Below are 20,827 nucleotides of genomic sequence, written 5' to 3' on the forward strand. Positions count from 1 at the left end.
TCTGCTGCCGTTCAACCGCTCACAACTGCCGCACGACAGGGAATGAGAGCCCCGGGGCAAAGAGAACCTGGCGAATCAGGATCGGCGATCTGAGTTGGACGATCGGGCCTGGATCGAGGAAGTAGTCACCAGACGCCGAAGGCCCCCGCATCGATCTGCAAGAGGATGGGCAGAAGCACCGGGAGAACGAACGCCGACAGAGTGCCGCTCATCGCCATTCCCAGTTCTGAGTAGGCGCCGGCTTCTTCACTGACCTGAAAAGCCCTGGCGGTACCTATGCCGTGGGAAGCAACACCCATCGCAAAGCCGCGCACGCCGTACGCCGCACGCCGCACGCCGCACGCCGCACGCCAACGGTATCCAGAATCGCGCTACTCAGGGTTGCGCCGGTAATGCCGCTCAGCATGACGATTGCCGCGGTGAGCGGAGGCACCATACACAGATCGCAATCGCGGACGCAACAGCGGTGGCCGAGCCAGCGATCGGCGCGACGATCGCAGCCGCAAGCTCTACTGCCTGCAAAAGCGACTTCACGATGCACCTCCTCACAGTTGTCTATCCGGCACTGCGGCGATGCGGGTGTCCATGGACGATGACCAGAAAATCAAGAACGTCCTTTATCAGGACAGGCCCCGGCTCGGCGTTGCTGACGAAAATCGGGTCTGGTGGCCAGTCGTGTGCCGGACTGACATAACTCGCCAGACCGACTCCCAGCAGCACTGCGACGAGTGTGAGCGCAACTATGGGTTTGAACTTGCGCATACGACCTCCTCACGAACGCACGATCACCGTTCCCGGCCGTAGCGTGCTTCGGAAAGATCTGATCCGCGTGCCGGTTTTCTCGGGTGTTGCCTCACGCACGTCAACCTCCTCGATACATGGGATCGATGGAGTCGTCCCCGGGGATGCGTTTTCCGGACTGCGACGGGGTCGGCACGCCGCCGTTGACGCCGCCATTGTTCTTGTGAACCACGCTGGCGTGGTGCAACGGCATCGTTTTACCGCTTTGCGTTGCTGTCGCTGCGCTACCGGAGCGACAAGGTACGTAGGCGCCTGCGAAAGCAGGCGCAGCCAGCGATGCTGAGCATGCGACCATAAGGTAAGCGACAGTTTTCGCAACTGCCTGGTTAGGCGACTTCATGATGGCCCCCTCATAGTGGTCTATCGGGCACTGTGGCAATACGAGTGCCCATAGACGATAGACGGCAGACGATGCCAAAAAATGAACAACGTGCGCCACGAGGACAAGCCCCGGAGCGGCGCTACAGACGAAAAAATCGGATCCGGCTGGAACGCGTGCGCCGGACTGACATAGCTCGCCGGACCGGCAGTGAGCGTCATGCTGGCCACACCGCTACCCAGGTATTGCGCTCCATATCGCCGAGTACGGTGCCAACCAGCTCGAAAGCGCCTTATCCGATAGACGCGTCGAGATTGCCGCCGCCATGCTGCCGGTCGAAGGCCGGGCGTTTTTGACGCAAGCAAGCTTTGCCGCCTTTCGCGCCGTCGTAGCCTCGAATGTCAGTTGCGATGCGAGTGAATGAGTACTCGCGACCCGAAGCGCCCGGTCATCACCAGCAATGCCGCGCAGTTGTGGTATTGCCTGAGGAAGTTGAACATCGCTGTCACGTCGCCGGGATATGGTGTGCAGTTAGGCGATGGTTGTGTCGCTCACCCATAACACTTTCGTATCGTGCCAGAGCAATTCGGTCTTTGCGTCATTACGCAGGAAAACATACCGTTATAGACGTGATGTCCGGCATGGATCGTCAGATTTAGATGGCGCTTACTACGTCACCGGATGTTTATAGCGAGACCCCTCACACATTCTCACCGCGAGACAAGTCCTGACCATGTTCAAAGCGATCAGAAAAAATCCTTCCGCTCCTCAAGCTTCAGAGGCAATGCTTCAGGCATTGCGTGACATTCCGGTGTCCGCACTGAGCGACAACATGCATCGAAACACGGGCACGGTTGGACTCCAACCCTACCACCGCCCCATCAAGCGGACGATGGCAGGCACCGCTGTCACGATGCGCTCGCGCGGCGGCGACAATCTGACTTACCTGCGCGCGCTGGACTTTTGCCGGCCCGGCGACGTGCTTGTGATCGACGCGGGCGGCGATCTCAACAATGCCGTCGTGGGGGGCATTCTTTCGTTTTACGCGGCGAGCGTGGGCGTGGCCGGACTGGTGATCGACGGTGCAATCCGCGATGTCGCGGAAATCCGCGAACGTGAGTTTCCGGTCTATGCGCGAGGGGTCACGCATCGTGGTCCGTACAAGGATGGTCCCGGCGAAATCAATGTGCCGGTGTCGGTCGGTGGGATGGTCGTCAATCCTGGCGATATCGTCGTCGGAGACCAGGATGGACTGCTTGCCATTGCGCAGGTCGACGTCGAGTTCGTCATCGAGAAAGCGCTTGCGGTACTCAAGGCCGAAGCGGAAACGATGCGGGCGATGAGAGAAGGGCGCTGGGACCGCGCGTTTGTCGATGCGCTCGAAGCGCGATGCAATAATTGAACATCTGAGCTGGTACGACATCCCCGAACAACGAAGGGCCGGCGTTGCGATGCAATGCCGGCCCTTGTCAGTCTTGTCAGTCGTAATTTCGTTGTGGCGTGAGCGCACGCGATGCGCTCACGCCCGAAACGTCAATCAATCGAATGTCATCAGCACTTTCATCGCTTTCGACCGATCCCCCGCCGTTTGAAACGCCTTCACGGATTCCTGATACGGAAATACACCGGAAATCAGCGGTTTGACGTCGATGAGCCCTTTGTTGAGCAGTTCAACTGCCACGGCGAACTCTTCGTGGAAGCGAAATGCGCCGCGCAAATCGAATTCTTTCGCGACGATGACGTTCATCGGCAATGCGATGTCGCCGCCCAGCCCGACCTGAACGATCACGCCGCGCGGCTTGAGTACGTCGAATGCGCCGCGCAGTGCGGTTGCGTTGCCGCTTGCCTCGAACAGCACGTCGAAGCTGCCTTTGTCGACCGCGAACGGTTGAAGCGCGTCGGGCGTTTCGGCGATATTGAACGCGTGGTCCGCGCCGACTTTCAGAGCGCTCGCGAGCGGCAGTGCATTCACGTCCGTCACCACGATCGAGGCCGCGCCCGCGCGCCGCGCGGCGGCGACGATCAACGCGCCGATCGGGCCGCAGCCGGTGACGAGGACGCGCTTGCCGAGCATCGGCCCCGCGCGGCGCACGGCGTGCAGTGCGACCGAAAGCGGCTCGGCCATTGCGGCTTCGGCGTCGCTCAACGAGTCCGCCACGACATGCGCCTGCGAGCGGTCGATCACGATCTCCTGGCGGAACGCGCCTTGCACGTGTGGCGTGCGCATTGCGCTGCCGTAGTAGCGCATGTCGAGGCAGTGATTCTGCAGACCTTGCTGACAGTACTGACACAGCCCGCACGGACGGCTCGGGCTGATCGCGATGCGTGTACCCGCCGGCATGTCGGTGACGTCCGGCCCGAGGCGTGCTACGACGCCTGACACCTCATGGCCCAGCACCATCGGTTCGCGAATCCGGACAGTGCCGAATCCGCCATGATTGAAATAGTGGAGATCGGAGCCGCAGATGCCGCCTGCCCGAACCCGGACCAGCAACTGGTTGGCCTCGGGTTCCGGGGTGGGAACGTCCTCGATGCGCAGATCCAACGGCGCATGAATAACAAGTGCGTGCATGGTGGTTGCCTGTAGTGGTGAAGGCCACGACGTCGCCGGGCCAGTTCTCAAACGATAGCGGCGAACCGGCCCGGTGACAAAGATCAAAACCGTATGGGCCGATAGTCGCCGCTTATGGGTTGTCAGTCGAGTGCCTTGCACATGCTTTCGATGACTTTTTTCGCATCCGAAAACACCATCATCGTCTTGTCCATGTAGAACAGATCGTTGTCGAGACCGGCATAGCCCGATGCCATCGACCGCTTGTTGACGATAATGGTACGCGCCTTATACGCATCGAGAATCGGCATGCCCGCAATCGGCGACGACGGGTCCGTCCTGGCGGCGGGATTGACGACGTCGTTTGCACCGAGCACGAGCACGACATCGGTCTGGCCGAATTCGGCGTTGATGTCGTCCATTTCGTAGACCTGCTCGTACGGCACTTCGGCTTCGGCGAGCAGCACGTTCATGTGACCGGGCATGCGGCCCGCCACCGGATGAATCGCGTAGCGCACGCCGATGCCCTTGTCTGTCAGTTTGTCGGTCAACTCTTTGAGCGCATGCTGGGCCCGGGCAACGGCGAGTCCATAGCCGGGCACGATCACTACCGATTCCGCATTGCCGAGCAGAAACGCGGCATCGTCGGCGGAGCCCGATTTGACGGGGCGTTGTTCGCGCGCGGCGGTGCCGCTCGCCGCCGATTCCGCGCCGAAGCCACCGAGCAGCACACTGAAGAACGAGCGGTTCATCGCACGGCACATGATGTACGAGAGGATCGCGCCCGACGAACCGACGAGCGAGCCCGCGATGATGAGCATCGGGTTGTTCAGCGAAAAACCGATTCCAGCCGCAGCCCAGCCGGAATACGAGTTGAGCATCGAGACGACCACTGGCATGTCCGCACCGCCGATCGGAATGATGATCAGCACGCCGAGCAGGAACGCAATGGCCGTCACGATGACGAACGGCAACCACGACTGCGTGACGACGAACGCGACGGCAAAGCCGAGCGCCGCCACAGCGAGAGCAAGATTGAGCAGATGCTGGCCGCTGTACACGACGGGCGTGCCCTGGAAAAGCCGGAAACGGTATTTGCCGGAGAGCTTGCCGAAGGCGATGACCGATCCGGAGAACGTCACCGCCCCGATGAACGCGCCGATCGACAGTTCAACCCGGTTGCCATGGGGAAGCAGTCCGTCGGCAGCGGCGAGCCCGAAGGCGGACGGCTCGATGACCACGGCGTAGGCAATGCAGACCGCCGCGAGGCCGATCAGCGAATGCATCGCCGCAATCAACTCGGGCATTTTGGTCATTTCGACGCGCGCGGCGATCACCGCGCCGATCGATCCGCCGACGATCAATGCGACTGCAAGCACGGCAAGTCCGACCGTTAGATCTGAGCCCAGCGCGGAGGCCTGCTTCGTGATGAGCGCGACGGTCGTCAGGATCGCGAGTGCCATGCCGGTCATCCCGAAGGCGTTGCCGAGCCGCGCGCTTTTCGGATGCGACAGTCCCTTGAGCGCCTGAATGAAGCACACGGAGGCGATCAGATACAACAATGTAACCACGTCCATGCTCATCGGGAGGCTCCATTGACGGTGTTGATAGCAGGCTTGCTGCTGTCTTTCTTCCTGAACATCTCGAGCATCCGGCGCGTCACGAGGAAGCCGCCAAACACGTTGACAGCGGCGAGGGCGACCGCGATCGCGCCGAATGCCTTGCCCGCTGTGCCGACCGTCAGGCCCGCCGCGAGCATCGCGCCGACGATGACGATTGCCGAGATCGCGTTGGTGACGGCCATCAGCGGCGTGTGAAGCGCCGGCGTCACGTTCCAGACGACGTGATAGCCCACGTAGATGGCGAGCACGAACGTGATCAGATTGGTGGTGGTATGAGCAATGAGTTCCATCGTGTTTTCCTCAGGCGGTTTGCAGCACCGAAGCGTCGTGGCTCAACAAGGTCGCGGCGATGATGTCGTCCGCCGTATCGATTCGGGGCCGGCCTTCGGCATCGATGATCAGCTTCAGGAAGTCGAGTACGTTGCGGGCATAGAGCGACGATGCTTCAGTCGCGACCATGGCCGGAAGATTGCTGTAGCCGGCGATATGCACGCCATGGCGCTCGACGACTTCATCGACGACGGTGAGCGTGCAGTTACCGCCGTTTCGGCCATCGGTCAGCGCGCCACGTCCTGCGGCGAGATCGACGATCACGGAACCGGGCTTCATCGCGCGGACCGTGTCCTCGTCGAGCAGTGTCGGCGCGGTGCGGCCGGGTATCAGCGCCGTCGTGATGACGATGTCGGCCTGGCGGGCTCGCTCGCGCACCAACGCGCTCTGGCGCGCTAGCCACGTTGCAGGCATCGGGCGAGCATAGCCGCCGGTGCCCTGGGCGGCATCGCGCTCTTCGTCGGTCTCGTAGGGCACATCGAGGAATTTCGCGCCGAGCGATTCGATCTGTTCCTTGACCGCCGGGCGCACATCCGATGCCTCGATCACGGCGCCGAGACGCTTCGCGGTCGCGATGGCCTGCAAGCCCGCGACGCCAGCGCCGAGCACGAGTACGCGCGCGGCCTTGACGGTGCCCGCTGCCGTCATCAGCATCGGAAAGAAGCGCTGATAGAGCGTTGCGGCCAGCAGGACCGCCTTGTAGCCGGCGATGTTCGCTTGCGAGGACAGCACGTCCATGCTTTGAGCGCGAGTGGTGCGCGGAATGGCTTCGAGCGCGAACGCGCGAACGCCTTTGGCGGCGATGCGAGCGGCGTGGACGGCATCGAACGGATTGAGCATGCCGACGAGCAGGGTGCCGCGCCTGAGGTGCGCGAGTTCGGCGTCGGTCGGCGCCTGCACCTTCAGTATGAGTTCCGCGTCCCACACCTCAGCCGTGTCGGCGAGTGTCGCGCCCGCGTCGGCGTACGCGGCGTCGTTGAAACGGGCCCGCTCGCCTGCGTTTTTTTCGACCATGACCTGATGGCCTTGCGCGAGGAGCTTCCTGACCGTGTCGGGTGTGCCGGCGACGCGAGTCTCTCCGGCGCGAATCTCGGCGGGAATGCCGATTTTCATGTGGGCTTACTCCTGAAATAGGTCGACGTGAATGACGGGCGAAATCCGCCATCCTGTCGAATGACGCACGGGCGCGACGGGGACACGGGCTGGGTCCCGACGTGAGCGCCCGGATGGGGAAATGAACTGGCGCCGCGCGAGAGTCGCTCTTCGACGCCAGCGAGCTCAGAACTTGTGACGCAGCCCGATTGCCGCTTCGAACAGCGAGTTGAAGCCAAAGAACGGCTGATTCGAGCCGGGAAGCGCCGCCAGTTTCGTCCATGCACCTGTCAGGTGGTTGTAGTTCACGCCGACATAGACATCGGTGCGCTTGCTGAGCAGATAGTCGAAGGTCGGGCCGCCCGTGATGCGCGTGCCGCTCTGGCCTGCGTGATGAAGCAAGTCGACGTAGAGCGGCAGATCGAGGACGAACGCTGGTGTGATGTAGTACTGGACAGCGGTCGAGAACGAGTCGTTCCGATAGTCGGCCGGATAGACGTGGCTGTAGATATACGAGCCGTAGAGCTTCGCGGGACCGAACGTGTAGGTCGCGCCTGCCGTGAAGATCTTCTGCGAGCTGTCGGGTATGGTGATGCCGAAGTAGGTGCTGCCATACGCCGTGGTAGCGGGATTCAGCCCGCCGATATTGTTGACGATCTGATAGGCCGCGCCGATATTCAAGTGGCCGTTGTCGTACGAGGCGCTCACGGCGGGCGACGAGTTCTGATGCATATTGCCCGCCACCCCGCCGAACGTATAGGCGCCCTTGACCGTAAAGCCCGCCATCGTCGGGGACGTGTAGCGAACGGTATTGTCGAGGCGGCCACCACCGGTCAGCCCGGCACCCTGAAAACCGATGGTGCCGGTGTAGTTGGCGAACGCATAGATGTCATGTGTCCAGCCAGTTTCATGCACGAGCGTGTATTGGCGTCCCATGGTCACCGTGCCATACGGGCTGCTCAATCCGACCATTGCCGTTCGACCGAACAGGCGCGGCGCGCCGGACGGCGTCGATTGCTGTGTCGCGCCCGTATTCGGTGTAAAGCCGCTTTCCAATTGAAAGATCGCGGCGAGGCCGCCGCCCAGATCTTCGGTGCCCTGCAGGCCCCAGCGGCTGCCCTGAATCTCGCCGCCACTGCCCATCGTGAAGAGAGAGTCGCCAGCCTTGTTCTGATGGGTATTGAAACGTACCGCTTCATCGATGATGCCGTACAACGTGACGCTCGATTGTGCATAAGCGGCACCGGAAGCAAGCAATGATGTTGATATTAGGCTTCCTAATAGTATTCTCTTCACGAATCGATCCCCTTGCTTGTCAATTAAAAAGAAAACGCACTAGTCCGACTGTCGCGTCCTGGCGGCGCGGCATGTCTTTCTGATCGTGAGACGGCTTCCGCGGGAGGTGCCGTCGCATCGCTCTCAGTCGAGGGCGGCGACGGCCGCCGCGATGTTCCGGCAGCCTTCGTCGATGATGTCGACGCTCGTCGCGATCGACATCCGGAAGAACGGTGAGACGCCATACGCGGACCCGGCGACCAGCGCGACGCCCGCCTGTTCGAGCAGATACAGGACGACATCGGTATCGCCCTGGAGACGCTTACCTTGCGGTGTCGTGCGTCCGATCAGGCCACTGCAGTTGACGTATAGATAGAACGCGCCGCCAGGCGTCTTGCAACTGAGGCCGGCAATGGCGTTGATGGCTTCGAGCGCGTGATCGCGACGTTGCCTATAGGTTCTTACCGACTCCTGCACGAAGCTCTGGTCGCCGTTCAGCGCAGCGAGCGCGGCAGCCTGACTGATGGAGCAGGCATTGCTGGTCGACTGCGATTGCAGTGTGTCGAGCGCGGCGATGAGGTCCGCGGGACCTGCCACGTAACCGATGCGCCAGCCCGTCATCGCGTAGGTCTTCGACACGCCGTTGACGACCAGCGTGCGCGATGCCAGTTCAGGTTCGATCGCGAGCAGATGCTGCGCGGCGTCGCCATCGAAGCGGATGTGCTCGTAGATGTCGTCCATCATGACCAGCACGTGCGGATGACGCAGCAGCACATCGGCGAGGGCGCGCAGTTCCTGCGCCGTATAGGTCGCGCCCGTCGGATTGGTCGGAGAGTTGATGATCAGCCAGCGGGTGCGCGCGGTGATCGAGCGCTCGAGTATGGCGGGCGTGAGCTTGAAGCCGGTGTCTTCGGTGCAGGGCACGACGACAGGAACCCCATCGCACGCAAGCACCATATCCGGGTAGGAGACCCAGTACGGTGCGGGGATCAGCACTTCGTCGCCGGCTTCGACAGTGACGGCGAGCGCGTTGAAGATCGCATGCTTCGCGCCGCAGGTCACGATGATGTGCTTCGGATCGTACGTGAGACCGTTCTCGCGCTGCAGCTTTGCGGCGATCGCGGCGCGCAGCGCCGGCGTGCCGGCAGTCGGCGTGTAACGCGTTTCGCCGCGCTCCATCGCTTCGAAGGCGGCCTGGCGGATATGCGCGGGCGTGTCGAAATCAGGTTCGCCGACCACCAGATTGACGATGTGTTTTCCCTGCCGTTTCAATTCCGCGGCACGGTCGGCGGCTGCGCTGCTCGGCGATGGTTTGATCCGCTGGACGCGGGCGGCGATGCGCGATGCACTCACACTTGACTCCTCAACGGCGTTTGATGAGGCTTCACATTAAGCGTGAGAAAAAGTTCAAGCCAAGATGACTTTCCGCTGGTGCAATAACATCCACTTATGACGCGCCGCGACGTACCGGGTTGGCGGGATGCCGGCAAACGGGCTGCAGAAAGCCGGCCGTGGCTGCGGCGGGCGCAGTAACCAGCTCTGCTGCATGAGGGGGAAAGAGGGATTTTGAGGACTGTCCGTATATCGGAGCTTGCCCTATCATTGTTGCATTCCACTAACACCGATATGCCACTACCGTGAACCTGCGGCGTTTGAAGTATTTCGTGAAGATCGTCGACATCGGCAGTCTGACCCAGGCCGCCGAGGTGCTGCATATCGCGCAGCCCGCCCTGAGCCAGCAACTGATCACGCTCGAAGACGAATTCCAGCAGCAGTTGCTCGTCCGCACGAAGCGCGGCGTGACCGCGACGGAGGCGGGCGCCACGCTGTATCGCCACGCGCAACTGATTCTGCGCCAGTACGAACAGGCGCAGGCCGATGTGAAAAGCGCCGGGCAGACCTTGTCCGGGCAGGTTTCCGTCGGGCTCGCACCCGGCACGGGCGCGTCGGCGCTGTCGCTGCCGTTGCTGCGTACCGTGCGCGCCCGGCACCCGAACATCCTGCTCTATATCAACGAAAACTTCGGCACGACGCTCAGCGAACTCATCATGAACGGCCGCATGGATATGGCCGTGCTGTATGGCGACAAGCCGGTGCACGGCCTGTCGTTCCAGCTGCTGATGAACGAGGAGATGTTTCTCGTCGCGCCGCGCAGCATGGGCATCGTGCAGGAGAAGATCGCCGTCGCCGACTTGCGCGACGTGCCGCTGCTGCTGCCCCGGCCGTACAACTACCTGCGCAAATACGTCGACGAAGGCTTCGCCAGCGTGCAGATGATGCCGAACGTCGTCGCCGAGATCGAGTCCGCGTCGACCTTGTCGGCGGCTGTCAGCGCGGGGATCGGCGCGACCATCCTGCCCGAGTCGACCGCGCGGGTGGTGGCGGCGGCCGGCGACATCGTGCAATCGCGTATCGTGTCGCCCGTCATCAAGATTCCGCTGTCGGTCTGTCTATCCGACCATCTGCCGCTTTCCGAGCCGGCCTCCGCCATCAAGGACATCCTGCTGGAACTGGCCGGCGACCTCGCGCTCGGCGTGCGCACGGCGCCTCAAGCCGATACATAAGCGCGCCTTATCGCTACAAAGCCAAACCGTCTTGGCGCAATTTTTCTGCGCCGGATACATTGAGTCCATCGGCAGTCGCCCGGCATGCAGTGAGCCGGTGCGACCCGGCACGCCGTCGAGCTGGCAACACAAACGGGCCCGCATCACGGGTGTCGTGCAGCCACGGTGTTTCGTGTGCGCCAGTCTCGAGGCGCGCGCCCAACCGGCTACGGACTCAAGATGGATCTTCAGAAGATAAAAGCGCTGATTGACCTGCTGGCGGAGTCACCGCTAGCCAGGCTCGAGGTGATCGAGGGCGAGGAGCGCGTCAAGCTCGTCAAGGCAAAGCGCCGCGGCGCGCAAGGCAGCGAGCATCGCGCCGCCGTGCCGCTCCCGGCAACGGGACAGGATTCCGGCCAGCCGTTCGACCTCGCGGCAGCCCCGTCCGACGCAACGCGCACGGCGAGCAGCGCCGCCGCCTCAGCGAACTCAACGGCAGCGCCCCCCGCGCGACTCGTTCTCGCACCGATGTTCGGCATCGTTCATCTGACGCCGGCGCCGGGCGAGGCGCCGTTCGTGCAGGTGGGCGACACGGTCGACGAGGGCGACGTGCTGTGCACGATCGAAGCGATGAAGATGTTCAACGCGATCGAGTGCGATTGCCGCGGCACGATCAGCGAAGTGCTGGTGGCGCCCGGCAGCGAAGTCGAATCGGGTCAAGCGCTGTTTCGAATCGGCTGATCGATCATGTTCAACAAGGTATTGATTGCCAATCGCGGCGAAATCGCCCTTCGTATCCAGCGCGCGTGTCGCGAACTGGGCCTTCAGACGGTCGCGATCTATTCCGAGCCGGACGCCGATGCGCGCTATGTGCGTCTTGCCGACGAGGCGCTGTGCATCGGTCCCGCGGCGCCCGGTCAAAGCTATCTGAATCACGCCGCGATTCTGTTTGCGGCTCACGTGAGCGGCGCGCAAGCGGTTCATCCCGGTTACGGCTTTCTCTCGGAGAACGCGGAGTTTGCGGCGAGCGTCGAAGCCGCGGGTCTGACCTTCATCGGCCCGGCGCCGGACTCGATCCGAACCATGGGCGACAAGGTCGCCGCCAAGCGCGCGATGCGCGCCGCCGGCGTGCCGTGTGTGCCGGGACCCGATGGCGGCCTGCCGGACGATCCCGACGCGATCATGCGGATCGCCGGGGAGATCGGCTTTCCCGTGATCGTGAAAGCATCCGGCGGCGGCGGCGGACGTGGGATGCGCGTCGTGCGCGAGCCCGAGCAACTTCTCGAAGCGGTCAGCGTGACGCGCGAGGAAGCGCGCCGCGCATTCGGCAAGCCGGAACTGTATGTCGAGAAATTCCTTGAACACCCACGCCACGTCGAAATCCAGGTGCTTTGCGATACGCATGGCAATGCCCTCTGGCTCGGCTCGCGCGACTGCTCGCTGCAACGGCGGCATCAGAAGGTGCTCGAGGAGGCGCCCGCGCCGGGCATCGATGCGGAGCTGATTCGACATGTCGGTGAACGCTGCGCACAGGCATGCCGACAGATCGGCTATCGCGGCGCGGGCACGTTCGAATTTCTGTTCGAAGATGGCCGCTTCTATTTCATCGAAATGAATACGCGTCTGCAGGTCGAGCACCCGGTGACGGAGATGACCTCCGGCATCGACATCGTGCGCGAACAGATTCGCATTGCGCAAGGTCACGTGTTGAGCGTGAAGCAGCAGGACATCCGCACGCAAGGGCATGCGCTGGAATGCCGGATCAACGCGGAAGACCCGTTTTCGTTCCTGCCTTGCCCTGGCCGGATCGACGTGTGGGAACTGCCTGGCGGCAACGGCGTGCGGGTCGATTCGCATATGAGCAGCGGCTCTGTCGTGCCGCCTTATTACGACTCGCTGATCGCCAAGGTCATCACGCACGGCGACACGCGCGAAGAGGCGTTGACGCGCATGCGCGTCGCGCTCTCGGAACTGCGCGTCGAAGGTATCCGCACCAACGTGCCGCTGCATCGGGCCGTGCTAGGCGACGCGGGCTTTCAGGCCGGCGCGGTGGACATCCATCATCTGGAGCGCTGGCTCGCAGAAAGGAAGGACGTATGACGCTGACCATTGAGCACGCGTCGATCAGTGACGCGGCCACATCCGGTGAGCGTCAACGCGACGCGAGGGGGACCGTGGCCACGATGAAACGAGACGAACCAGTACAGCAGTTGACCATCAGCATGCTGGGCACGACGGCGATGCTGTTCGAAGCGCCAGGCGCACTAGATCTGTCCGCGCAGCGGCGCATCTGGTCGCTCGCACGTGAATGCGCGACGTGGCCGGACGTGCGGGAGGCGGTGCCCGGCGTCACGAATCTGATGCTGACGTTCGTGCGCCCGCCCGCCGATGCCAAGGCGCTCGCCCGCGCGCTGCGCGACGCATGGGAGCGGGCGGACGAGCTGAATATCGAAGGCAGGGTGGTCGAGCTGCCCGTGGTCTATGGCGGTGAGTTCGGGCCGCATCTGGCGGATGTCGTCGAGCATACGGGATTGTCCGTCGACGAGGTCGTGCGCCTGCATTGCGCGCCGCTCTATACCGTCTACGCGTTGGGCAGCCACCCGGGCTATTGCTACCTCGGCGGCATGGACCCGCGCATCGCCACGCCGCGCCGCAAGGTGCCGGTGCTGGGCCTGCCGGGCGGCGCCGTGTCGATCGGCGGTGTGCAAACGGGCGTATCGGCATCGACGGGACCGAGCGGCTGGAACACGATCGGCCACACATCGATGGTGTTTTTCGATCCCTCGCGGGACGACCCGGCGACGCTCGCCCCCGGCGACATGATCCGCTTTTGCGTCGAGAGGATTATCCGATGATCGAGATATTGTCTTCGTCCGCGCTGGCCACTGTGCAGGACCAGGGGCGCGACGGCTATCTGCGGTATGGCGTCGGTACCGCCGGCGCGATGGACCGGCTCGCGCTCGCGGTCGGCAATCTGCTGCTCGGCAACCCCGACGACGCGGCCAGCATCGAAATCCCGATGTTCCCGTTTCGCATCCGCTTTCTGGAAGATCTCGCCTTCGCGATCACGGGCGCGGACTGCGCGGCCCGGCTGGGCGAGCGCCCCGTGTTGCCATGGTGGACCACGCATGCGAGAAAGGGCGACGTATTGACCATTGGTGTGCCAGTCAGCGGCACGCGTTGTTATCTGTCGCTCGCGGGCGGCGTGGATGTCCCTGTCGTGCTGGGTTCGCGCAGCACGCAGTTACGCGGCCAGTTCGGCGGCCACGAGGGGCGCCAGCTGCAGAAGGGCGACGTGCTCAAGGCGGTCGGCGTCGCGGACCACGCGGGAGACGGCGGAGCATCGCACGGCGCCGGCTTCGGCACCGTGCCGCCCGAACATGCGCTGCCGGCGCCGGTCCCGACGCCGTGTGCGCAAGCCGGCGACACCGTGGTGCGCGTGCTGCCCGCAGCCGAATACGACTGCTACCAGCCGGAATCGATCGATGCGTTCTGGCGTGAAGGATGGAAAGTCACGCCACAGAGCGACCGCTACGGCTATCGGCTGGCGGGTCCGACGTTGGAGCCGATACGTCACATCGAAAAGCGTTCGCACGGCATCGTGCCGGGCGTGATCCAGGTGCCGCATAGCGGGCAACCGATCATCCAGTTGCGCGATGCGCAGCCCTCGGGCGGCTATCCGAAGATCGGCACGGTGATCGAAGCGGACCTCTGGCGGCTTGCTCAGGCCCGCATCGGGACGAAGATCCGGTTTGTCCAGACGACGTATCACGAAGCCGTCGCCGCGCTGGAAGAACTCGATCGCTACCTCACGAAGGTCCGCCATCTCGTCGGGCTCTATCGTTCCGTCAGACACTGAAAAATGACCGACAAAATCGAAGTGGATCTCGCGGAGATCCGGCAGATCACAGCGTGGCTCGCCGCGACCGATATCGGCTCCATCGAAATCAGCAGGCCTGGTGTCACGGTGCGTCTGAAGATCGACGACGAAGAGCGCGGCGGCAAGGACACGGTGCGCGCGCCGCCAGCGCCGGGCGCGTCCGCATCGTCGTCGCGGGCGGCCGATGCGTCGCATTGCGGCCCGCAGGCAGTCACCGTAACAGCCAAGACGGTGGGCGTCTTTCTCGCGGCACACCCGGCGCGCGCAACGCCGTTCGTCGAAGCAGGCGCTCAGGTGGGGCAGGGCGATGTGATCGGGCTGCTGCAAATCGCGCATCTATGTGTGCCCGTGGTCGCGCCGGCCGCGGGCGTGGTCGCGCAACCGCTCGTCGCGCATGGTGCGATGGTGGGCTATGGCACGGTGTTGTTCGGCATCTTGCCGACTCATGATGCCCATCGCGCGACGCCGCACAGCGGACTACAGAACGGAGAGTAAAGAGTGCAAATAGATCTCAACGCAGACCTCGGCGAAGGCTTCGGCCCTTACCGGATGGGTGAGGACGAAGCGATGCTCGACGTCGTCTCCTCGGCTAACGTCGCGTGCGGTTTTCACGCGGGCGATCCGGTCATCATGGACAGGACGGTGCGGCTCGCGCTCGCGCGCCAGATCGAGGTCGGCGCGCATGTCGGCTTTCCCGATCTGTTGGGTTTCGGGCGCCGGCCGATGCAGGCCGATCCGCTGGAACTCGCGAACTACGTCGTGTATCAGATGGGCGCGCTGGCCGGCATTGCGAAGCGGGCGGGCCATCGCGTCACCCATATGAGCTTTCACGGCGCGCTCGGCAACATGGCGGCGGCCTCGTATGAACTGGCCGAGCCGCTGGTGCGGGCCGTCGCGGAGTTCGATCGCGACCTGATCATCAGCGTCTCCACCAACACGGAGATCGAACGCGCCGCCGAGCGCATCGGCATTCGCACGGCCAATACCTTTCTCGCCGACCGCGCCTATGACGATCAAGGCGCGCTGGTGTCGCGCAAGCTCGAAGGTGCCGTCATCAAGGACCGTGCGGCCGTAATGGCCCGCGTTCAGGCGCTGCTCGAAGACGGCACGATCACGACCATCACCGGCAACAGGCTCAAGGTCAAGGTGCAGTCGATCCTTCTGCATGGCGATACACCAGGCGCCGTCGAACTAGCGCGCGCGGTGCGCGGCGCGATCGAAGCCGCGGGCGGACGGGTGGTGCCTGTGTCGAAGCTGGTTCGCTAGCGCGCAGCGCGGCAAACGAACATCGGCAGGCCATCGGACCGTCATAAGCGAGCCTTATTGCTCCAAAGCCAATCCGTCTTTGCCCGCTGCAAGCACGACATATACATTGATAACAGACGTATCGCCCGCTTTGCCTGGGGATACCCGAAACTTGATACAGAGGTGATTCATGCCGTTTTCCGACTATAAGACCGCGCTCGTGACGGGCGCTTCCACGGGTATGGGCGCGGCGATCGTCGAGCGCTTCTGCCGCGAAGGACTCGAGGTGCACGCGCTCGCGCGCAGCGCCGATCGTCTGCGGGAATTGGCGCAACGCACCGGCTGCATTCCACACGCGATCGACGTCAGCGATCTGGCTGCCGTGACGAAGCTGACGCAGGAAGTCCCGTTCGATATCGTCGTCAACAATGCTGGCGTGTCGCGCAAGGGCTCGATCCTGGATGCGGGCGTCGAGGACATCGACGTGCAGGTGGAAGTGAACCTGCAGGCCGTGTTGCATATCGTTCGGCTGACGATGCCGGGCATGGTGGCTCGGGATCGTGGACATATCGTCAATATCAGCTCGATTGCCGCCATCTACAACTTCAACGGGAATTCGATCTATCACGCGACCAAGGCCGCGATTCATGCGCTCTCGCGGCAGTTGCGCGTCGATGCGACGGGCAAGCGCGTGCGTGTGACGGAGATCTGTCCCGGGCGCGTCGCGACGGATATCTTCGGCCACGTCCACGGCAACATCGAAGAGGCGCGCAAGCAGTTCATCGAAGGCTTCGAACTGCCGACACCGACCGATATCGCCGATGCGATCGCGTTCGCCATCGCGGCTCCGCTCGCGGTGAACATCAGCAACATGGAGATCCTGCCGACGCTGCAAGTGCCGGGAGGACTCACGACGATCAAGCGGGAGCCCGCCGGGCAGGCTGACTAAGGCGGTCGACATCATGTCTCATCCTCCCGAGCTGGTTGAGCGGCTGTTGGCGCTCGTCGAGCGAACACGCGAGAAGACGAGTGGCGATCCGTTCGGCAATCCTGTTCTCACGATCGCCTTCGAGTTGATGCGTCAGATGGAATCCGGCGAACTCGACGACGACCGGACACTCGAACTGATCCGCCATCTGCGCGACCGGGCATTTTCGGATCGGGCCGCGCGGATCGCATCCTATGTTGGGGGCGTCGATCTCGACGCGAACGATCGCGCGTTCGCCGAGGTCGCCCGCAATCTGCTGCATGCTGAAGGCGCAACGGCAGCGCCAGACTGGAATGCGTTCCGCGCACGCGTCGAGCGCACGCGCTATGCCGCGGTCTTTACGGGTCATCCGACCTTCGCGCTGCCGCCCGAGATCGGCAGGCAACTGGCGGAACATGCATGTGGCGCTTCGCGTGTGAGCTACGCCTCGCATCGTCCGGCACCCACCACGCTCGTCGACGAATTCGACCAGGCGGCCACGGCCATCGCCAATGCACGCGACGCGCTGGATCGCTTCAATGGCGCATTGCTCGAAGCCGCGCGCGAGCGCTGGCCCGAGCGCTGGACGACGCTGGTGCCGAAGCCGCTGGTCGTATCGACGTGGGTCGGTTACGACACCGACGGCAGAACGGATATCGGCTGGTGGGACACGCTGCGCTTGCGCCTGCGAATCAAGCGCCTGCAACTTGCGCGAGTTCGTGGGCAGGTGGAGACGATCGCATGCGCACGGCGTCTGGCGGATCGTATCGATACGGCAATCGAAGCGCTCGACCGGCAGATCGCCGCGTGCCCGGCCGCAGCGGATGCATCGGCAGTGGCGTGGTTCGCCCAGGAACTGGTGGGAAGCCGCGAGGCGGCGTGTGTGTCCTCGACGACGCTGCTCGAGCTGTTCGACGAGGTGATTTCCGGTGCGCCCGCGCATGAACGGCTCGCGTTGTGCGTGGCGCGCGCCGGCCTGGCCGCCCATGGACTCGCGCTCGCACACACGCACGTGCGGCTCAATGCGACGCAACTTCACAATGCGGCGCGTCATCGGCTGAACATCACCGATCCGCTTGAAGCACCTGCGCGCCGGCGCGCGTTGCTCGCCGCGATCAATGCCGCCTTGAGCGACGTCGCACCTGTGCCAGTCGACTTCGGTGCGCTGCTAGCCGAGCAGGCGACGGCCGTGCGCATGATGATGACGATCGCGCAGCTCGTGAAGCATATCGACAGTTCCACCCCTGTGCGCTTTCTGATCGCGGAGACCGAGAGCGGCTATTCGCTGCTCTGCGCGTTGTGGCTGGCGAAGCTCTTCGGCGTCGAGCGGTACGTCGAAATCAGCCCGCTCTTCGAAACGGAAAGCGCGCTCGAACATGGCGCCCACGTGCTCGACGAAGCGCTGAACAGTCCTCACTATCGCGCGTATCTGCAATTGCACGGGCGGATCGCATTGCAGTTCGGCTATTCGGACTCGGGGCGCTACGTTGGGCAGTTGGCCGCCAGTTTTCTGATCGAGCGTCTACGCCTGAAGATCGCGCAAACCCTGGAGAGGCATGGCCTCGACGGGGTCGAGGTCGTGCTGTTCGATACGCATGGCGAGAGTATCGGCCGCGGTGCGCATCCGGGTTCCCTCGCGGACCGTCTGAAATATCTGTCCCCCACTGCGTCGCGACACGCGCTCAATGATGCAGGGCTGCCCGTGCGGGAAGAGAGTGCATTCCAGGGGGCGACGGGTATTTGCTGTTCGGCACGCGCGAACTCGCTCACGCGACGGTGGCGCGGCTCGCGGAACACGCATTCCATCGGCCTGTCGGTCCTGTCGAAGACCCGATCTACGCCGATCCCGACTTCGCGGCCGACTTCTTCGGATCGATCCGCGCGGCCATGACCGAACTCGTCGACGACGCGGGCTACACGACGCTGCTCGGCGCGTTCGGGCCGGGGCTGCTCGAGCGCACGGGTTCACGCCCGGCGGCACGCCAGGTCGACGGCTCGGCGGCGCGCACCCGCGTCCTTCATCCGCGTGAGCTGCGGGCGATTCCGAACAACGCGATCCTTCAGCAGTTGGGCTGGTTCGCCAACACGCTGTACGGCATGGGCGCGGCGGCGTCCCGTCAGCCCGAAGCATTTACCCAGTTGCGTGCGCACAGCCGGCGATTTCGGCGGGCGCTCGATTTCGCGGACAACGCGCTCGCGCATTCCGATATCGAGGTATTGCGGGCCGTCGTGTCGACGCTGGACCCGGGCATGTGGCTCGATCGCGCGCTACACGCGAGCGACGACGCTCACCGTGACGCATTGCTCGGGGTCGCCGCGACGCTCGATCGCATGGGCGGGCCGGCATCGTTGCAGACGATGTTTCGTCGCGCGCTGGCCGACGATCTCGCGTTGCGCACCACCTGGCCGGACCGCGCGCGGATGAGTCATCGCGAGACCTTGCTGCACGCTTTGCGGCTTGCGCTGATCCAGCGCATCTGGCTCGCGGCGACGCTGATCCCGGTGTTCGCGGCGCGGCCGGGTGTAACGGCGGAAGGACTACATCAGGCGGTCATCGGACTCGAACTGGGCACCGTCCTGCGGCAACTGGCCACGATTTTCCCCGAGCATGGCGACGAATCGACAGAGCTCGATTACGCCGAGGCGCCTGCACCGAGGGCGACGCGCGCGTATGCACGCGAGCACGCCGAAGTCTTTACGCCGATGTCGCGAATGTACGACTGCATACGCGAAATTTCCGCAGCGGTCACACACGAGGTCGGCGCCTTCGGGTAGCCGCTTGCTGGATGTCGCGGCCCTGGCCGTCTCGCGTAACTTTGCCTTCGTCAGCGCAGCAATGGCGAAATCGCGCGCGAACCGGGACCGCTTTCAATTGAACCGAGATTGAGAAGGAGATATTTCATGCGTGTACCGGTACTCGTGACCCGCGCTTCGTTCCCCGACATCGTCGATCGCCTGCGGGCGGAATTCGATGTCACCGACAATCCGGACGACGTGATCTGGACGCAAGCGGAACTGATCGCGCGGCTGCAAGGCAAGGTCGGCGCGATGACGGCCGGCAGCGACCGTATCGATGCCATGCTGCTCGATGCGTGCCCGCAACTGAAGGCGGTGTGCAACATCGGCGTCGGTTACAACAACATCGATGTGGACGCATGCACGGCACGCGGCGTGATCGTGACCAATACGCCAGACGTGCTCACCGAAACGACCGCGGACTTCGGCTTTGCGTTGATGATGGCCACCGCGCGTCGCATCGCGGAGTCGGAGCACTATCTGCGCGGCGGCCTCTGGACCAAAACGGGACGCTACGACATGTTCGTCGGCGGCGATGTGCATGGTTCGACGCTTGGCATCCTCGGCATGGGACGCATCGGGCAGGCGATCGCGCGGCGTGGTGCATTCGGCTTCGGAATGCGGGTGATCTATCACAACCGCTCGCCGTTGCCCGCGGAGGTCGAAGAAAGCTGCCGCGCACACTACGTCGACAAGGCCACGCTGTTGCGCGAGTCCGATCATCTGATCGCGGTCGTGCCGTATTCGGCGAGCTCTCATCATGCGATTGGCGCGGCCGAACTCAAGCAGATGAAGTCATCGGCGACGCTCACCAATATCGCGCGCGGCGGCGTGATCGACGATGCGGCGCTTGCGGTCGCGCTCAAGGAAGGCAGCATCGCGGCGGCGGGCCTCGACGTGTTCGAAGGCGAACCGGGCGTGCATCCCGGACTGCTGGACCAGAAAAATGTCGTGCTCACGCCGCATATCGGCAGTGCATCGGTTGCGACGCGGCGGGCGATGGCATCGCTTTGCGCGGACAACCTGATTGCCGCATTGGGCCATGGTCCGACGGCGGGCAAACCGCCGACGCCAGTGAATCCGCAGGTATTGTCTGGCGCGCTCGAAGTGCGTTGAGCCGCCTTTTCGATGTGATACGAGGGGTTCGTCGCCCTCGATGAAACTGGACGTGTGCGTTCCTGTCAGGAGCGCACAAGCAGTAAAAATCAACGATGCGGCGCCCGAAGAGGCGTCCGCACAGGAGACATATCTCATGCACGACTCTGCTCGAAGCCCGGCTGCACGCCCGCGCGACTCATCATTCCCGAAACTTATCGCACCAGAGGAAAGCCATCTGCAAGGGCTTTTTTTTGCGAGCTAGTATCGATTCAACCCCTGCAGCCATCGACCTCGTTCAACCGCAGCGA

The 20,827-nt window shown here is 63.5% G+C and carries 19 protein-coding genes and 1 pseudogene; 12 read left to right on the top strand and 8 right to left on the bottom strand.

The features are described 5' to 3' along the window. Positions 1 to 125 precede the first annotated feature (125 nt). Together L0U84_RS07450 and L0U84_RS07455 are read right to left on the bottom strand one after the other, a co-directional pair. Positions 126 to 314 (bottom strand): annotated as a pseudogene (locus tag L0U84_RS07450) (LrgB family protein); the annotation flags it as partial. A 241-nt stretch (positions 315 to 555) separates the two neighbouring features. Beyond that, complete coding sequence (locus L0U84_RS07455; RefSeq protein WP_233848942.1) at positions 556 to 762, bottom strand: hypothetical protein; 207 nt, start codon at positions 760 to 762, stop codon at positions 556 to 558. Between the two features lie 1,091 nt (positions 763 to 1,853). Here L0U84_RS07455 and L0U84_RS07460 point away from each other — a divergent pair. After that, on the top strand, positions 1,854 to 2,522 hold the full coding sequence (locus tag L0U84_RS07460) for an RraA family protein (RefSeq protein ID WP_233848943.1): 669 nt from the start codon (positions 1,854 to 1,856) through the stop codon (positions 2,520 to 2,522). A 135-nt stretch (positions 2,523 to 2,657) separates the two neighbouring features. On the opposite strand, the gene L0U84_RS07465 is transcribed toward L0U84_RS07460, so the two are convergent. The 6 genes from L0U84_RS07465 to L0U84_RS07490 form a co-directional block, all read right to left on the bottom strand. Further along, the gene (locus L0U84_RS07465; RefSeq protein ID WP_233848944.1) at positions 2,658 to 3,692 is read right to left on the bottom strand and encodes an L-idonate 5-dehydrogenase; all 1,035 of its coding nucleotides are present in this window, start codon (positions 3,690 to 3,692) and stop codon (positions 2,658 to 2,660) included. Positions 3,693 to 3,814: 122 nt separating this feature from the next. Continuing rightward, positions 3,815 to 5,254, bottom strand: a complete 1,440-nt coding sequence (locus L0U84_RS07470; RefSeq protein ID WP_233848945.1) for an NAD(P)(+) transhydrogenase (Re/Si-specific) subunit beta — start codon at positions 5,252 to 5,254, stop codon at positions 3,815 to 3,817. Next, a complete protein-coding gene (locus tag L0U84_RS07475; protein ID WP_233848946.1) occupies positions 5,251 to 5,583 on the bottom strand; it encodes an NAD(P) transhydrogenase subunit alpha in 333 nt (110 codons plus the stop codon). Before L0U84_RS07475 ends, L0U84_RS07470 begins: the two co-directional genes overlap by 4 nt. Before the next feature lie 10 nt (positions 5,584 to 5,593). Beyond that, positions 5,594 to 6,736, bottom strand: coding sequence for a Re/Si-specific NAD(P)(+) transhydrogenase subunit alpha (locus tag L0U84_RS07480; RefSeq protein WP_233848947.1), 1,143 nt, complete (start codon positions 6,734 to 6,736; stop codon positions 5,594 to 5,596). 165 nt (positions 6,737 to 6,901) lie between these two features. Further along, the gene (locus L0U84_RS07485; RefSeq protein ID WP_233848949.1) at positions 6,902 to 7,972 is read right to left on the bottom strand and encodes a porin; all 1,071 of its coding nucleotides are present in this window, start codon (positions 7,970 to 7,972) and stop codon (positions 6,902 to 6,904) included. Between the two features lie 162 nt (positions 7,973 to 8,134). After that, positions 8,135 to 9,343, bottom strand: coding sequence for an aspartate transaminase (locus L0U84_RS07490; protein ID WP_233848951.1), 1,209 nt, complete (start codon positions 9,341 to 9,343; stop codon positions 8,135 to 8,137). A 284-nt stretch (positions 9,344 to 9,627) separates the two neighbouring features. On the opposite strand from L0U84_RS07490, the gene nac reads away from it, so the two are divergent. The 11 genes from nac to L0U84_RS07545 all read left to right on the top strand — a co-directional run bounded on the left by nac (position 9,628) and on the right by L0U84_RS07545 (position 20,537). After that, complete coding sequence (gene nac / locus L0U84_RS07495; protein WP_233848952.1) at positions 9,628 to 10,554, top strand: nitrogen assimilation transcriptional regulator NAC; 927 nt, start codon at positions 9,628 to 9,630, stop codon at positions 10,552 to 10,554. A gap of 219 nt (positions 10,555 to 10,773) precedes the next feature. Beyond that, on the top strand, positions 10,774 to 11,274 hold the full coding sequence (gene accB, locus L0U84_RS07500) for an acetyl-CoA carboxylase biotin carboxyl carrier protein (protein WP_233848953.1): 501 nt from the start codon (positions 10,774 to 10,776) through the stop codon (positions 11,272 to 11,274). Positions 11,275 to 11,280: 6 nt separating this feature from the next. Next, positions 11,281 to 12,633 (top strand): acetyl-CoA carboxylase biotin carboxylase subunit, encoded by a 1,353-nt coding sequence (gene accC, locus L0U84_RS07505; RefSeq protein ID WP_233848954.1) that lies wholly within the window; start codon positions 11,281 to 11,283, stop codon positions 12,631 to 12,633. An 83-nt stretch (positions 12,634 to 12,716) separates the two neighbouring features. Beyond that, complete coding sequence (gene pxpB / locus L0U84_RS07510) at positions 12,717 to 13,388, top strand: 5-oxoprolinase subunit PxpB (RefSeq protein ID WP_233851967.1); 672 nt, start codon at positions 12,717 to 12,719, stop codon at positions 13,386 to 13,388. Continuing rightward, positions 13,385 to 14,392, top strand: coding sequence for a biotin-dependent carboxyltransferase family protein (locus L0U84_RS07515; protein WP_233848955.1), 1,008 nt, complete (start codon positions 13,385 to 13,387; stop codon positions 14,390 to 14,392). Before pxpB ends, L0U84_RS07515 begins: the two co-directional genes overlap by 4 nt. A 3-nt stretch (positions 14,393 to 14,395) precedes the next feature. Beyond that, a complete protein-coding gene (locus tag L0U84_RS07520) occupies positions 14,396 to 14,908 on the top strand; it encodes a biotin/lipoyl-containing protein (protein ID WP_233848956.1) in 513 nt (170 codons plus the stop codon). A 3-nt stretch (positions 14,909 to 14,911) separates the two neighbouring features. After that, positions 14,912 to 15,679, top strand: a complete 768-nt coding sequence (locus L0U84_RS07525; protein WP_233848958.1) for a LamB/YcsF family protein — start codon at positions 14,912 to 14,914, stop codon at positions 15,677 to 15,679. 169 nt (positions 15,680 to 15,848) lie between these two features. Beyond that, on the top strand, positions 15,849 to 16,607 hold the full coding sequence (locus L0U84_RS07530) for an SDR family oxidoreductase (RefSeq protein WP_233848960.1): 759 nt from the start codon (positions 15,849 to 15,851) through the stop codon (positions 16,605 to 16,607). A 13-nt stretch (positions 16,608 to 16,620) separates the two neighbouring features. After that, complete coding sequence (locus L0U84_RS07535) at positions 16,621 to 18,516, top strand: phosphoenolpyruvate carboxylase (protein WP_233848962.1); 1,896 nt, start codon at positions 16,621 to 16,623, stop codon at positions 18,514 to 18,516. Next, complete coding sequence (locus L0U84_RS07540) at positions 18,513 to 19,400, top strand: hypothetical protein (RefSeq protein WP_233848964.1); 888 nt, start codon at positions 18,513 to 18,515, stop codon at positions 19,398 to 19,400. Before L0U84_RS07535 ends, L0U84_RS07540 begins: the two co-directional genes overlap by 4 nt. Positions 19,401 to 19,526: 126 nt before the next feature. Beyond that, the gene (locus L0U84_RS07545; protein WP_233848966.1) at positions 19,527 to 20,537 is read left to right on the top strand and encodes a 2-hydroxyacid dehydrogenase; all 1,011 of its coding nucleotides are present in this window, start codon (positions 19,527 to 19,529) and stop codon (positions 20,535 to 20,537) included. Positions 20,538 to 20,827: the final 290 nt, after the last annotated feature.

The organism is Paraburkholderia sp. HD33-4, assembly GCF_021390635.1.
In the GTDB taxonomy this organism is placed as follows: domain Bacteria; phylum Pseudomonadota; class Gammaproteobacteria; order Burkholderiales; family Burkholderiaceae; genus Paraburkholderia.